Origin of the sequence: uncultured Tateyamaria sp., from assembly GCF_947503705.1 — a bacterium.
Lineage (GTDB): Bacteria > Pseudomonadota > Alphaproteobacteria > Rhodobacterales > Rhodobacteraceae > Tateyamaria.
The window spans coordinates 43,668-57,467 of record NZ_CANNES010000005.1 but is presented as its reverse complement, the minus strand read 5'-3'; the positions used below and the strand labels follow the sequence as shown (position 1 = coordinate 57,467).

Below are 13,800 nucleotides of genomic sequence, written 5' to 3'. Positions count from 1 at the left end.
CCCATCGCCTGTCGTACCGTGGTGGTACCATGCTGAGGGAGTTGCCCATGACCGCGCCTTTTCGTTCTTCGACTCTGACCGTGAAACCGGAGTGGATCGACTATAACGGCCATCTGAACATGGCATATTACAACGTGCTTTTTGATCTGTGCGCGGATGAGATTTATGAGCAGATGGGCTTTGGCCCAGATTACCACAAGGCCACTGGCAACACGACCTATGTGGCGGAGTTTCATGTGGCCTACCTGCGCGAATTGCATGTGAACGACCCCGTCAACGTCACCTTTCAACTGATTGATTTTGATGCCAAACGATTTCATTCCTATCAGGAAATCTGGCACGAGGATGGGTGGCTTGCCGCCACTGGTGAGGCACTGACCCTGCATGTGGATCAATCGGGACCGCGCGTGGCGCCGATGCCAAGCGAGGTGCTGGCCAAGGTGACCGCCCTGCATGCGGCCCATGCCGCCCTGCCGCGTCCCGAACGGGTGGGCGCAAGCATCGGCATCAAGCGGCGTTGACGCCACGGCGCACGCCGCATTGACCGATCTGCGGGCTTTCCTCGGTCGCGCACCGGCGCTATATGCGCCGAACAAAGACATCAATGAGGCGAGTCATGGCCGGTTGGGAATATAAAGTCGTGCCCGCCCCCTCGAAGGGGTTGAAGGCGCGCGGGATCAAGGGGCCAGAAGAACGGTTCGCCAACGCGATCGAGACGCTGATGAACCAGATGGGGGCCGACGGCTGGGAATTTCAGCGCAGCGAAACCCTGCCCTCGATTGAACGATCCGGCCTGACCGGATCAACAACCGAATGGCGCAATGTGATGGTGTTTCGCCGCATGGTGGCTGCGCCAATGGATGCGTTTGAGCCTGAATTGCTGCCCGCACCCGTGCCCGAAGTAACCCCGGTTGCCCCTGTGACAACAGCCGTAGCGGATAGCACGCCCGCCCCTGTGGCCGAAGTTGCGCCGTCTGCCGCAGTCGCATCGGCGGTGATCAAGGAGGACGCGCCCGAGGCCGACACCGTTTCCGACGCGGCAGCAGAGGAGACCACAGACGCCTCTGAGGAAGAGACGCCCCACACGCCTCAAAAAGCGGTCTTCAAGCCCGGGCCCGGAGCCACGCAGATGTTGCCCGACAACGGGGTGGAAGAAACCAGTGAGGTGTCGGGCATGACGGCGTCCTTAAGAAGCCTTGTTGCGACAAGAAAACCCAAAGAAACAGATGCTTGATCGACGTTCTTAAACGTCGAGATCAAGAGCCAGCGCGTGAATGCGCCCGATGAGGTCGGGACCAAGCGCACCGTGCACGGCCCGATGTCGTGCAAGACGGTTTTTCCCTTCAAAATCACCGCTACGCATCATGACGTTAAAGTGGCTTTCACCCGCCGCAGGGGCGCCGGCATGGCCTGCATGGCTTGCACTGTCGTCCACAACCACTATCTCTCGCAGCGCGAAGGCTGCGCGCAGCTTGTCTTCGATTTCCTGCCGCACTGTTTTTTGTGTCTGGGACATTTTTTTGTCCTACCCCCTTCAATCCTGATCCCCAAAGTCTAAACTTGAGCGCCTGAGTCGGAAAGGACCGTTGCTATGACCAAATCAGATCCCTTCGGTTTTGACATGTCCGTCTCGTCGGCGAAAAAGAAAAATCCCCGCGGGCGGCGGGGCATGTCCGGTGCGTCCGAGACATCGACCCGGGTGTGTGATCACGAGGGTTGTGAAGAAGCGGGCAAGTTTCGCGCCCCCAAGGCCCCCGATGTGCTGGATGATTATTTCTGGTTCTGCCAGCAGCACGTGCGCGAATATAACCTGAAATGGAATTTCTTTGACGGCACGACCGAGGCCGAGATCAACGCCCAACAATCCAAGGACAAGGTGTGGGAACGCGCCACCAAGCCCATGACTGACCCTGAGGCACGCGCCTGGGCGCGGCTGGGCATCGAGGACCCACATCAGGTCTTGGGCAAGAACAGCACCCAGAACCCCGGCCGCAACAAGCCCGGTGGCGGCCGCAAACTGCCCCCCACCGAAAAGCGCGCCATTGAAATTCTGGATGCCGCCACCGCCGAGACCAAGGCCGAGGTTCGCAAGGCCTATAAGGCGCTGATCAAGGTGCTCCACCCCGACATGAACGGTGGCGACCGCAGCCAGGAAGAGCAGTTGCAAGAGGTCGTGTGGGCCTGGGATCAGATCAAAGCGAGCCGGAATTTCAAGTAAACGCGTGTTTAGGTCCAGTGCGACGCAGGTTGCGATGAAACTGGTCTGATGGGAGGCGGCAGGCTTTGTTTGCGGCGCGCCGCGACGCTTTTTTGATGCGACCCGCTGCCCCTTCCCCTTGCCCTTTGCCGCGTTATGTTGCACCACGAACGGCGCGCCCATTCGGGGCGCGTTTTATGCTTTTGAAGGAACGGCAAAATGGCGGACGGCGCGATCGATATCAATGCGAAACCCAGCGAAGAGATTTCCGTCCGTGAAGTCTTTGGCATCGACACCGATATGGTGGTCAAGGGCTTTGCCGACCGCACCGAACGCGTGCCGGAACTGGACAGCACCTATAAGTTTGATCCTGACACCACCCTCGCCATCCTTGCAGGTTTCAGCCACAACCGCCGTGTGATGATCCAGGGTTATCACGGGACGGGCAAATCGACCCACATCGAGCAGGTGGCGAGCCGCCTGAACTGGCCCACCGTCCGTGTGAACCTTGACAGTCATATCAGCCGGATCGACCTGATCGGCAAGGATGCCATCAAGTTAAAGGATGGCAAGCAGGTCACTGATTTCCAAGAGGGAATCCTGCCCTGGGCCTTGCGTACGCCGACCGCCATCGTCTTTGATGAATATGATGCGGGCCGGGCCGACGTGATGTTCGTGATCCAGCGTGTTCTGGAAGTTGATGGCAAGCTGACCCTGCTGGACCAGAACAAGGTGATCACGCCCCACCCCTATTTCCGCATCTTTGCGACCGCCAACACCGTTGGTCTGGGCGACACCACGGGTCTGTATCACGGCACCCAACAGATCAACCAGGGCCAGATGGACCGTTGGTCGCTGGTGGCCACTCTGAACTATCTGTCCATCGACGCCGAGACCGCCATCGTTCTGTCCAAGAACCCCCATTACAACACCGCCGAAGGCCGCAAGACCGTCAAGCAGATGGTGACCGTGGCCGACCTGACCCGGACCGCGTTCATGAATGGCGACCTGTCCACCGTGATGTCCCCCCGGACGGTGATCGCCTGGGCCCAGAACGCCGAGATTTTCCGCAATGTGGGCTATGCGTTCCGCCTGTCCTTCCTCAACAAATGCGATGAGCTGGAGCGTCAGACGGTGGCCGAGTTCTATCAGCGTCTGTTTGACGAGGAACTGCCGGAGAGTGCTGCGAGCGTGAGCTTGGGGTAAGGCAACGCGAAGGAGGCACGATGCATATCGGCCTGATTGGCGGTATCGGTCCCGCAGCGACCGTTTCGTATTACACGCGCCTGACCGCTGCGATGCGAGGCCTTGGTCATCCATTGGAACTGACCATCGTGAATGCGGATGTCGACACCTTGTTGGCAAATAACAGGGCGGGCGATCGCAATGCGCAGGCCCGGGTCTATGCGGGTCTGATCGACCGGTTGAAAGCGGCCGGCGCGGACTGTGCCGCGATCACGTCGCTGGGCGGGCATTTCTGTTTTGACGAAACCGTGCCGTTGTCGGCCTTGCCATTGGTCAGTGCGGTGGCACCACTGGATGCGTTTTTTGCGTCTCGGGGGGTTGAGACTGTGGGATTGCTGGGCACTGCCGTTGTCATGCGCACGCGGCTGTTTGGCCAATTGGCGCAGACCCGCGCGGTTGCGCCCGATGATCTGGAGGGTTCGGGCGATGCCTATACCGATATGGCCGTGGCCGGTCAGTGCAATGATGCCCAACGCGCCTATTTCATCGAGCAGGGTCGCATATTGGTTGAGCAAAAGGGGGCCCAGGCCGTTGTTTTGGCAGGCACCGATCTGAACCTGGCCTTTGACGGGCGCGCGGTGGGCTATGAAGTCATCGACGCTCTTGATATTCATGTGGATGTGTTGGTTGCTTTGGCGACCGGGCGCCAAACCTTGTCTGACCATTCCGTAGGCGGTTCCGAATGAGCACCAACAACGACAATCCCGCAGATCCGTTCAAAAAGGCCCTCGCTGAGGCGACCAAGGTCATGGCGAATGATCCTGAGTTGAACGTCTCATACTCCGTTGATCCGTCGGGCGTGTCCGGCGATGCGATGCGTTTGCCGCAGGTCTCCCGCCGGATGACCCGCGACGAGGTTTTGCTGGCGCGCGGCACCGCTGATGCGCTGGCCCTGCACCGCCGCTATCACAATGGGCAGACCCATGCCCGCTATTCCCCGCAGGGCGAGATGGCGCGTGACCTCTATGAGGCGATGGAGACCGCCCGTTGTGAGGCTGTGGGCGCGCGCGACATGCCCGGGACGGCCGGCAATATCGACGTCAAGATCAAGCATGACGCCATGCGCCGCGGCTATGACCAGTGCAAACAGGCCAGTGACGTGCCTTTGTCTGTCGCCGCTGGCTACCTGATCCGCCATCTGGCCACGGGCCGCGATCTGCCCCCCGGGGCCGAGAACGCGATGGAGCTGTGGCGCGGGTTCATCGAAGATCAGGCGGGCGGCACGCTGGAAAACCTGGAAGACATCCTTGAGGATCAGGGCGCTTTTGCCCGCTTTGCCCGCCAGATCATCAGCGATCTGGGTTATGGCGATCAGTTGGGCGATGACCCCGATCAGCTGGACGAAGACCAGGAAGACCAGGCCGAAGAAGGCGAAGAAGAAGAGCAGGATCCCGACAGCACCGGTCAGGATGATCAGGACGACGAGAATGCCGAAGGCACGCCTGAATCCTCGCAAGAGGAGCAGCAGGATGCCTCGCAGGCCCAGGTCACCATGGACGACATGGCCGATCAGGAGATGGGCGAGGAAGCCGAGATGCCCGAGGGCGAGGCCCCGCTGGAGCCCCCTGCCCCGCAACCTGTTTCCGAGGCCGATCCCGATTACCGCGTCTACCTCGACACCCATGACGAAGAGGTCATGGCAGAGGAGTTGGCCGAACCGGTCGAGCTGGAACGGTTGCGCGCCTATCTCGACCAGCAGTTGGAGCCCCTGAAGGGCGCCGTTTCCCGTCTGGCCAACAAGTTGCAGCGCCGCTTGCAGGCACAACAGAACCGGTCTTGGGAGTTTGATCTGGAGGAAGGCACACTGGATGCGGGTCGTCTGGCGCGCATCGTGGCCAACCCGACGACGCCCCTGTCCTTCAAGGTCGAGAAAGACACCGAGTTCCGCGACACTTGCGTGACGTTGCTGCTCGACAATTCAGGCTCCATGCGGGGTCGCCCCATATCAATTGCCGCCATTTGTGCCGATGTTCTGGCCCGCACGCTGGAACGGTGCAATGTGAAGGTGGAAATCCTGGGCTTTACCACCCGCGCGTGGAAAGGCGGGCTTGCCCGTGAGGCGTGGTTGAATGACAGCCGCCCGGCCCAACCCGGCCGTTTGAACGACCTGCGCCACATCATCTACAAATCCGCCGATGCGCCCTGGCGCCGGGCGCGCCCGAATCTGGGTCTGATGATGAAAGAGGGCCTGCTGAAGGAAAATATCGACGGTGAGGCGCTGGAATGGGCCCATCGCCGGATGGTGAGCCGCCCCGAGGCTCGCAAGATTCTGATGGTGATTTCGGACGGCGCGCCCGTGGATGACAGCACGCTGTCGGTGAACCCGGCCAACTATCTGGAAAAGCACCTGCGCGATGTGATTGCATTGGTCGAGCGCAAGCGGCAGGTCGAGTTGCTGGCCATCGGCATCGGCCATGACGTGACCCGCTATTACGACCGCGCGGTGACCATCACGGATGTAGAGCAGTTGGCCGGCGCCATGACCGAGCAATTGGCCGCGCTCTTTGACAGCGACCCAAGGGCACGGGCCCGCATCATGGGCATGAAGCGCGCGGGCTGAAGCCGAGCCTCCGGGGAAGATTTTTTACAACAGAGAAGAGGGACTGGGCATGTTTCAATCATTTGAGGTCACCGCCCGACCCGAGCAGGGGCCGCCCCGCCTAGAGGCCTTGCGCGCTGCAATCCAGTCGGAGGGCTTGGACGGATTTCTGGTGCCCCGTGCGGATGCCCATCAAGGGGAATATGTCTCGGCCCGGGATGAGCGGCTGGCATGGCTCACCGGTTTTACCGGATCGGCGGGGTTTTGTGCCGTTTTGGGGCATGTGGCGGGCGTGTTCATTGATGGCCGCTACCGGACGCAAGTGAAGGCGCAGGTGGCGGATGTCTATACGCCGGTGCCCTGGCCCGAGGTGTCCTTGGCCGCTTGGTTGAAAGAGCAATTGCCTGAGGGGGGTCGGGTTGGGTTTGATCCCTGGCTGCACACGCCCGGTCAGATTGCGCAGACGCGTGATGCCTTGGCCGGGACATCGGTTGAGCTGGTTCAGGTGGGCAATCTGGTCGACCGTATCTGGCCCGATCAGCCAGCGCCTGCCGCCGAGCCTGCTAAGGTACACCCCCTTGAATTTGCAGGCGAAAGCCATGAGGACAAGCGTGCCCGCCTGGGAGCGGATTTGGCGGAGGCAGGCTGTACCTCGGCCGTGATCACCTTGCCCGACAGCCTGTGCTGGTTGCTGAACATTCGCGGGGCGGACATTCCGCGCAATCCGATTGCGCAGGGCTTTGCCGTGTTGCACGCAAGCGGGGCGGTGGATCTGTTCATGGCCGCGGCCAAGCTGGGAGAGGTGCGCGATCATTTAGGCTCGGATGTGACTTGTCATGCGCCAGAAGATTTCCTGCCGTTTTTAGAGACGCTTGCGGGTCCTGTTTGCCTCGACAAGGGCTCTGTCCCCGTCCGCGTGGCCGATGCCATCGGGGACCGGGTGCAATGGGGCGATGACCCCTGTTCCTTGCCCAAGGCCTGCAAGAACGCGGCCGAGATCAAGGGCAGCGCCGAGGCGCATTTGCGTGACGGAGCAGCAGTGGTAGAACTGTTGGCCTGGCTTGATGCCCAGGCCCCCGGCACCCTGACCGAGACGCAGGTGGTGTCCCGGCTGGAGGCGATGCGCCGCCGCGACAACGCCCTGCAGGACATCAGTTTCGAAACCATCGCGGGTGCGGGACCCAATGGGGCCATCATGCATTACCGCGTGACCGAAGAGACCGACAGCAGGCTCGAAGACGGTCACCTGATCGTGCTCGACAGCGGCGGGCAGTATCTGGATGGAACCACCGACATCACCCGCACCATCGCCATCGGGGACCCGCGCGTTGAGGCGCGTGCCGCCTTCACCCGCGTGCTGATGGGCATGATCAACATGTCCCGTCTGATCTGGCCCAAAGGGCTCGCGGGCCGCGATATCGAGGCCATCGGCCGCGCCCCCTTGTGGTATGCGCACCAGGATTTCGATCACGGCTTGGGCCATGGCGTGGGTGCATACCTGTCGGTGCATGAGGGGCCCCAACGCCTGAGCCGGGTGAGCCATGTGCCGATCGTGGCGGGCATGATCCTGTCGAACGAGCCAGGGTATTACCGCGAGGGGGCCTTTGGCATCCGCATCGAGAACCTGATTGTGGCAGAGGTGGCAGAGGTGCCCGAAGGGGGGGACGCCCACCGCGACATGCTGTCCTGGCAAACGCTGACCTTTGCGCCGATTGACCGCCGCCTGATCGTTGCCGAGATGCTGGATGGGCCGGGGCGCGCATGGCTCAATGCCTATCACGCGGAAACACTGGCCAAGATCGGGCCACGGGTGTCGGAAACCGCTCTTGCATGGCTGCAACAGGCGACCGAACCGCTCTGACGCTGGCGCTGTTGTCACGGGTCTGTTACACCCTACCTTCACGACAGATATCATGACATTCGCAGGAGGCACGCATATGGCTGATCACATCACGATCCGCAAAGCACCGGGGACTTGGACGGTGCGCGCAGGTGGCGCTGTGCTGGGCGAAAGCCAAAACGCGCTGGAACTGACAGAGGGCGATTACCCGTTCGTCATCTATTTCCCGCGCGATGATATTGCGATGGCCTTTCTGGACCGGACCGACAAAAGCACCCATTGCCCGCACAAGGGCGATGCCAGCTATTTCTCGGTGGTGACAAAGTCAAAGACGCTGGAAAACGCGGTCTGGAGCTATGAGGCACCGCTGGAAGACGTGGCGCGGATCAAGGATCATCTGGCTTTCTACGCGGGTGATGAGATCACGGTCGAAAAGATCTGAGCAACGCGCGTGCGGGTCGGCGGGTGGGCGTCTTTGCGTATGCAAACAGACCAGCCCGGCGGCCTCAGCTGTGTTCTTCGGCCGCCGTCGCCGCCAAGGCCCGGTTATAGGCCTTGAGCGCATCCACATGAAAGAGCGCGCCCTGCAACTCGGGCGCGTTTCCCTCGCCCGTCAGTGTCACCACCGGGATAAACGGCACCATCGCCCGATCAAAGATCGGCAGTGCCACTTCCAGCGTGGCCCCGGCATCCACATAGATCGCATCGCCAATCATCTCCCAACAGCGCGCCTCATCCGCCGCTTGCGGATGGTCGGGCCTGCGCATCACCGTGTTGATCCGGAACATCGCCAAAAGATAGGCTTGGGGCCCTGCGGCCAGATGCACGCCCTTGCGCTCAAGCTGGGTGAGGAAAAAGCTGCGATGCACCAGCTTTGAGGCCAGCGCGGTCGACATCGACACCGCCACCATCACGGCCAGCCCCGTCTGCCAGTCCCCCGTCAGCTCGAACACGATCAAAGTGGTGGAAATGGGCGCGCCCAGCACCGCCGCCGCCACCGCCCCCATGCCCGCCAGAGCATAAAGCGTGGCAGAGCCTGACACATCCGGGAAAAGACCTGTGGCAACCAACCCAAAGCCCAAGCCCGTCAGCGCGCCGATCATCAGCGAGGGCGAAAATACCCCGCCCCCCATGCGCCCCGCCATCGTCACGGCCACCGCCGCCACCTTGAGCACGGTAAAGACAACAACATCGTTCAGTGGTAATTGACCCGTCAGCGCCAGCGACGTTGTCTCGTATCCGACACCGATGATGTGGGGATAGAAAATCGCCATCCCGCCCAGCACCGCGCCCGCAATCGCCGGACGCAGCCAGCGCGGCAGCCCGGTCCGCGCTTGCAAGGCGCTGCCCACGTCATCGGTCCAGAAAATCGCGCGCATCAGCACCACAGCCACGAGCCCCGACACCAGCCCAAGCAACAGGAAGGCCGGCAATTCCTGATAGAAATCAAGCGTGTTGGGTTCAGGCAAAGCAAATTCGGTCACGTCGTCATATTGCAGCCGGTTGATGACGGTGCCCGCCACGCTGGCAATCACGATTGGCGCAAAGGCATGCACTGCAAAATGGCGCAGCACCACCTCAAGCGCAAAGAGCGCGCCCGCAATCGGCGCGTTGAAACTGGCCGAGACCGCTGCCGCCACAGCACAGCCCAAAAGGTCGCGCCCCGTGATCCCGTCGGCCTTGATGAACCGCGACACCTTGGTCGAGATCACGGCGGCAATGTGCACCACCGGCCCCTCGCGGCCCGTGGAGCCACCTGAGGAGAGCGTGATGAAGCTGGCAAAGGCCGACGCCAGCCCGGCCCGTGTACCCACCTGCCCGTCGCGCAGCGCGGCCCCTTCGATCACGTCCGACACGCTACGCACGACACCATCCTTGGTGAAATTGTGCAGGATCAGGCCCGTTACCAGCCCGCCGATGATCGGGATGATCAGGATCAGATACCATGGCAGGCCAGAGGCGAAACTGTGCAGATATTGCACGTCGTCGGTGCCATAAAGCCAGGCTTGCAGTGCCTCGATCCCCTTGCGGAAATAGAGAGCCGCATAGCCGGCGGCGATGCCGACCAAAAGGGCGATAAACCAGAACTGCACTTGCCCGGGGCCTTGATGGCGCAGCACTTTCCAGCCGTCCTTGCAGGCGGTCACGGCCTGGTCAAGCTGGTCGGAAAAGATGCGGCGCTGGGGTGCGGACATGACAGACGCGGGCCCAAAAAGTGCTTTTGTTCTTTTGTCTTAGGCTATCGCCGGGCGCGTGAAAAGCCCGCCCGGGGCTGCGCGTACGAAATCAGTGCCCCAAAAGGGCGCGCGCGGCACCGCGTGCCTGATCGGTGATCGTGTCACCGGCCAACATGCGCGCGATCTCGTCCACCCGGTCGGGGCTGGACAGCGGTACCACTGTCGAGGTGGTCATGCCCTTGGTCACACGTTTTTCCACCCGCCAGTGATGCGCACCGAGCGCCGCCACTTGTGGGGAGTGCGTGACAACGAGAACCTGACCGCCCGCAGCGATGGAGGCCAGACGCCGCCCCACCGCATCGGCGGTGGCCCCGCCGACGCCCCTGTCAATTTCGTCAAAGATCATCGTGAGGCCCGATTGCCCCTTGGTCAGGCACACCTTGAGCGCCAGCAAGAACCGGCTGAGTTCACCACCCGAGGCGATCTTGTTCAAAGGCCCGGACGGCGCGCCGGGGTTCGTGGCCACGGTAAAGGCCACCATGTCTGTCCCGTCAGGTCCGGCTGTGTCGGGGGTGATTTCGGTGGCGAAGACCGCCCGCTCCATCTTGAGCGGGGCCAGTTCGGCCATGACCGCCTTGTCGAGCCGTTTGGCCGCCGCCTTGCGCTTGTCCGACAGGGCTGCGGCGGCCGCGTCATAGGCGCCTTGGGCGGCGGACAAAGCCCCGCGCAACTGTGCCAAATCAGCGTCGCCTGCATCCAGCGCCGCCAGTTTGGTCCGCAGATCATCGGCAAAAGCCGACAGATCATCAGGGGCGACAGAATGTTTGCGGGCCAGTCCGCGAATGGCAAAAAGCCGCTCTTCGGTCTCTTCCAGCTCGGACGGGTTGAACTCCAGCCGGTCCATGGCGGCGGCAATGCCGTCTGCGGCCTCGTCCAGTTCCACCATGGCGCGCGCTAGGGCGGCAAGCGGCGCATCGAGTGCGCCATCAGCCTGTTCGGCCACCCCGTCGAGCCATTTGATCGCATCGTTCATCGCGCCCTCGGCCCCGTCATAGCCTAGAATTTGATGGGCGCGCGCAACGTCGTCGCGGATGCGTTCGGCCCCCTGCATCAGGCGTCGTTGAGCATCGAGGCTCGCATCCTCGCCCGGTTGCGGGTCAAGCGTGTCCAACTCACCCACGGCATGGCGCAGGAATTCCTCTTCGGCGCGGATCGCTTCCATCGCGGCCTCGGCCTCGGCCAATGCCTTGCGGGCCGTGGCCACATCACGCCAGGCGGCGCGGGTTTTGGCGCGTGCGGGCGCGAGCCCTGCAAATTCGTCGAGGATGTCGCGGTGCCCGCGCGGGTTCAACAGGCCCCGGTCGTCGTGCTGGCCATGCAGTTCCACCAGAGTGTCCGAGAGCGCGCGCAGCACCTCGCCTGAACAGCGCCGGTCATTGACCCAGGCCGTCTTGCGCCCGTCCGCCGTGTTCACACGGCGCAGGATCAGCTCGTCCCCGCGCGGCAGGCCCGCCCCGTCCAGCACGGCCTGGGCCGGGTGATCCTCGGGAAGGTCGAACCAGGCGGTCACCTCGCCCTGGGCCGCGCCCTGCCGCACCAGATCGGCCCGCCCCCGCCAGCCCAGCACAAAGCCCAGACTGTCGAGCAGGATGGATTTGCCCGCCCCGGTTTCACCGGTCAACACGTTCAGGCCCGGCTGAAAGCTGAGTTCCAACCGGTCAATGATCAGCATGTCCGAGATATCAAGCCCGCGCAGCATCAGTGAAATCCTGTAGGGCGGGGTTCACCCCACCATCCGTTTTACAGCCACCGGCCCTTGATCATCTGGCGGTAGATCTGGCGCAGCCAGCCGTCGCCCCGCGCGCGCGGCTCGAGCCCCTTGCCGGTCAGCAGCTTGAAGCTGTCCTGATACCACTCGGTCGATTGGTAGTTGTACCCCAGGATCGCCCCGGCGGTCTGGGCCTCATCCGTGAGGCCAAGCGACAGGTAACCCTCGACCAGACGGTGCAGCGCCTCGGGCGTGTGGCTGGTGGTCTGGAAATCCTCGACCACGACACGGAAACGGTTGATCGCTGCCGTATAGTGCCCCCGGCGCAGGTAATAGCGCCCGATCTCCATCTCTTTGCCCGCGAGGTGGTCAAAGGCCAGGTCAAATTTCAGGATCGCGGATTTGGCATATTCGCTATCGGGATAGCGTTCGATCACTTCGCGCAGGCTTTGCAAGGCCTGGAACGTCAGCCCCTGATCGCGGCCCACCTCGTCAATCTGGTCATAATAGCTGAGCGCCAGAAGGTATTGCGCGTAAGCGGCGTCGTCATCATCGGGGTAAAAGTCGATGAACCGTTGCGCCGCCGACCGGCTGTTGGGGTAGTCCTTGTCCCGGTGATGGGAAAACGCCTGCATGATCAGGGCTCGGCGTGCCCAATCGGAATAGGGATAAAGCCGTTCGATTTCAGAGAAGTAGAAAGCGGCCTCGGCCTCTTCGCCGCGCTCAAGCTCGAACTCGCCCCGGCCAAAGATCTGTTCGGCGGTAAAGTTCTCCAGCGGAACTTCCTGCTGGTTGAAAATGCCGCCTGTCGTCGGACGCCCATTGCCGCCACAGGCCGCGAGCATGGCCGAAGTGGCCAGCACGAACACCAGACGTGTTGTGGATTTACCGCGGATCATGCCTTGCCACCCCCAAAGATGCCGTACACCGCCCATTTTGAGGGCTGTTGAGACGTCTCTAGCACAATAGTTCCCGGGGAGAAAATGACGAATTCGCCCACGCGATGGCGTGTATCACGCGACGGCGGGAATCTCGTCCCAGACGAGGCCGTGGCCGGGCAACCGCGAAGCCATTTGCGCGTCGCAGGTGATCATCCGCACGGCACCGGGCGTGGCGAAAAGTTCGCGCAACAGCTGGTTGGTGACGGTGTGCCCCGCCCGCTCGCCGGTATAGTGGCCGATCAGCGGCGCACCGGCCAAGGCCAGATCCCCCAGCGCGTCCAGCATCTTGTGGCGCACAGGTTCGTCCGCGTGGCGCAGCCCACCGGGGCTGGTCACCTTGTCGCCGTCAAAGACCACGGCGTTGATCCCGGGCGCACCGCCCAGAGCCAGCCCATTGGCTTGCATTTTCTCGACATCGCCCATGCGGCAGAAGGTGCGGCTGTCGCAGAGTTCGCGCGCAAAGCTGCCATTGGCCATGTTCAGCGACTTGTACTGACGACCAATGGCCGCGTCCTCAAAGTCGATGTGAAAGTCGATGCGCATAATGTCGGAGGGCGCGATTGTGGCCTTGGCCTCGCCCATTGTCACGGTCACCGGCTTGAGCACTTCGAACGCCCGCACAGGGGCGTTCAGTGCCCGCAAACCGCGCTGCATGATCCCGCGCACGAAGGGCGCGGCGGAGCCATCCAGGATCGGTACTTCGGGCCCGTCAATCTCGACCAGCGCGTTGTGCACGCCGCAGCCCGCGAGGGCCGCCATCACATGTTCCACCGTGCTGACGGTGACGCCCGCATCGTTCACCAGTGTTGTGCACAGCGGCGATTGGCGCACCACGTCATAGCGGGCCGGCACCATCGTGTCGCCCACTTCGATATCGGTGCGGCGGAACCAGATGCCGTGTTCTGCCATGGCAGGCCGGATCGTCAAACGCGCAGGTTTACCGGAATGCAATCCGCATCCGGTAAAGGTAATTGGCGATTTGACAGTCGTTTGCATGCGGCCCACCCGATTGCGTTTTCTGTTAGCGTTAGAGGTATTGGGCCGGGGGGGAACACTCAACTCAATCTTTGTAACGGTCTGAAACATGGAAATT

General features: G+C 62.2%; 13 protein-coding genes. 8 read left to right on the top strand and 5 right to left on the bottom strand.

Features of this window, described 5'->3' with window-relative positions:
- The first annotated feature begins 47 nt into the window (after positions 1-47).
- A complete protein-coding gene (locus Q1A44_RS12630) occupies positions 48-521 on the top strand; it encodes a thioesterase family protein (protein WP_299625399.1) in 474 nt (157 codons plus the stop codon).
- Positions 522-616: 95 nt separating this feature from the next.
- A complete protein-coding gene (locus Q1A44_RS12625; protein ID WP_299625397.1) occupies positions 617-1,234 on the top strand; it encodes a DUF4177 domain-containing protein in 618 nt (205 codons plus the stop codon).
- 9 nt (positions 1,235-1,243) lie between these two features.
- On the opposite strand, the gene Q1A44_RS12620 is transcribed toward Q1A44_RS12625, so the two are convergent.
- Entirely contained in the window at positions 1,244-1,516 is a 273-nt protein-coding gene (locus Q1A44_RS12620) for a BolA/IbaG family iron-sulfur metabolism protein (RefSeq protein WP_299625394.1), read from the bottom strand.
- 75 nt (positions 1,517-1,591) lie between these two features.
- On the opposite strand from Q1A44_RS12620, the gene Q1A44_RS12615 reads away from it, so the two are divergent.
- The 6 genes from Q1A44_RS12615 (at position 1,592) to Q1A44_RS12590 (ending at position 8,263) form a co-directional block, all read left to right on the top strand.
- Positions 1,592-2,218 carry a DnaJ domain-containing protein gene (locus Q1A44_RS12615; protein ID WP_299625391.1) on the top strand — a complete coding sequence of 209 codons (627 nt, stop codon included), beginning with the start codon at positions 1,592-1,594 and terminating at the stop codon, positions 2,216-2,218.
- Positions 2,219-2,416: 198 nt separating this feature from the next.
- Positions 2,417-3,403: a cobaltochelatase subunit CobS gene (gene cobS / locus Q1A44_RS12610; RefSeq protein ID WP_299625388.1), complete on the top strand. Its 987-nt coding sequence runs from the start codon at positions 2,417-2,419 to the stop codon at positions 3,401-3,403.
- Between the two features lie 20 nt (positions 3,404-3,423).
- Positions 3,424-4,128 carry an aspartate/glutamate racemase family protein gene (locus Q1A44_RS12605; protein WP_299625385.1) on the top strand — a complete coding sequence of 235 codons (705 nt, stop codon included), beginning with the start codon at positions 3,424-3,426 and terminating at the stop codon, positions 4,126-4,128.
- Positions 4,125-6,002, top strand: coding sequence for a cobaltochelatase subunit CobT (cobT, locus tag Q1A44_RS12600; RefSeq protein WP_299625382.1), 1,878 nt, complete (start codon positions 4,125-4,127; stop codon positions 6,000-6,002). Before Q1A44_RS12605 ends, cobT begins: the two co-directional genes overlap by 4 nt.
- A gap of 49 nt (positions 6,003-6,051) precedes the next feature.
- The gene (locus Q1A44_RS12595; protein WP_299625379.1) at positions 6,052-7,842 is read left to right on the top strand and encodes an aminopeptidase P family protein; all 1,791 of its coding nucleotides are present in this window, start codon (positions 6,052-6,054) and stop codon (positions 7,840-7,842) included.
- 76 nt (positions 7,843-7,918) lie between these two features.
- Positions 7,919-8,263, top strand: coding sequence for a DUF427 domain-containing protein (locus tag Q1A44_RS12590; RefSeq protein ID WP_299626152.1), 345 nt, complete (start codon positions 7,919-7,921; stop codon positions 8,261-8,263).
- A 64-nt stretch (positions 8,264-8,327) separates the two neighbouring features.
- On the opposite strand, the gene Q1A44_RS12585 is transcribed toward Q1A44_RS12590, so the two are convergent.
- From Q1A44_RS12585 to lpxC, 4 genes are all read right to left on the bottom strand, one after another.
- Positions 8,328-10,016: a chloride channel protein gene (locus Q1A44_RS12585; RefSeq protein WP_299625376.1), complete on the bottom strand. Its 1,689-nt coding sequence runs from the start codon at positions 10,014-10,016 to the stop codon at positions 8,328-8,330.
- Between the two features lie 91 nt (positions 10,017-10,107).
- Entirely contained in the window at positions 10,108-11,757 is a 1,650-nt protein-coding gene (recN, locus tag Q1A44_RS12580) for a DNA repair protein RecN (RefSeq protein WP_299625373.1), read from the bottom strand.
- Positions 11,758-11,798: 41 nt separating this feature from the next.
- Entirely contained in the window at positions 11,799-12,665 is an 867-nt protein-coding gene (locus Q1A44_RS12575) for an outer membrane protein assembly factor BamD (protein ID WP_299625370.1), read from the bottom strand.
- Between the two features lie 114 nt (positions 12,666-12,779).
- Positions 12,780-13,703 (bottom strand): UDP-3-O-acyl-N-acetylglucosamine deacetylase, encoded by a 924-nt coding sequence (lpxC, locus tag Q1A44_RS12570; RefSeq protein WP_299625367.1) that lies wholly within the window; start codon positions 13,701-13,703, stop codon positions 12,780-12,782.
- Between the last annotated feature and the right edge of the window lie 97 nt (positions 13,704-13,800).

Excerpts from the sequence above, each read along its gene's own strand:
- Q1A44_RS12630 (WP_299625399.1), top strand. The coding sequence starts at position 48 with ATGACCGCGCCTTTTCGTTCTTCGACTCTGACCGTGAAACCGGAGTGG.
- Q1A44_RS12625 (WP_299625397.1), top strand. The coding sequence starts at position 617 with ATGGCCGGTTGGGAATATAAAGTCGTGCCCGCCCCCTCGAAGGGGTTG.
- Q1A44_RS12620 (WP_299625394.1), bottom strand. The coding sequence starts at position 1,516 with ATGTCCCAGACACAAAAAACAGTGCGGCAGGAAATCGAAGACAAGCTG.
- Q1A44_RS12615 (WP_299625391.1), top strand. The coding sequence starts at position 1,592 with ATGACCAAATCAGATCCCTTCGGTTTTGACATGTCCGTCTCGTCGGCG.
- cobS (WP_299625388.1), top strand. The coding sequence starts at position 2,417 with ATGGCGGACGGCGCGATCGATATCAATGCGAAACCCAGCGAAGAGATT.
- Q1A44_RS12605 (WP_299625385.1), top strand. The coding sequence starts at position 3,424 with ATGCATATCGGCCTGATTGGCGGTATCGGTCCCGCAGCGACCGTTTCG.
- cobT (WP_299625382.1), top strand. The coding sequence starts at position 4,125 with ATGAGCACCAACAACGACAATCCCGCAGATCCGTTCAAAAAGGCCCTC.
- Q1A44_RS12595 (WP_299625379.1), top strand. The coding sequence starts at position 6,052 with ATGTTTCAATCATTTGAGGTCACCGCCCGACCCGAGCAGGGGCCGCCC.
- Q1A44_RS12590 (WP_299626152.1), top strand. The coding sequence starts at position 7,919 with ATGGCTGATCACATCACGATCCGCAAAGCACCGGGGACTTGGACGGTG.
- Q1A44_RS12585 (WP_299625376.1), bottom strand. The coding sequence starts at position 10,016 with ATGTCCGCACCCCAGCGCCGCATCTTTTCCGACCAGCTTGACCAGGCC.
- recN (WP_299625373.1), bottom strand. The coding sequence starts at position 11,757 with ATGCTGCGCGGGCTTGATATCTCGGACATGCTGATCATTGACCGGTTG.
- Q1A44_RS12575 (WP_299625370.1), bottom strand. The coding sequence starts at position 12,665 with ATGATCCGCGGTAAATCCACAACACGTCTGGTGTTCGTGCTGGCCACT.
- lpxC (WP_299625367.1), bottom strand. The coding sequence starts at position 13,703 with ATGCAAACGACTGTCAAATCGCCAATTACCTTTACCGGATGCGGATTG.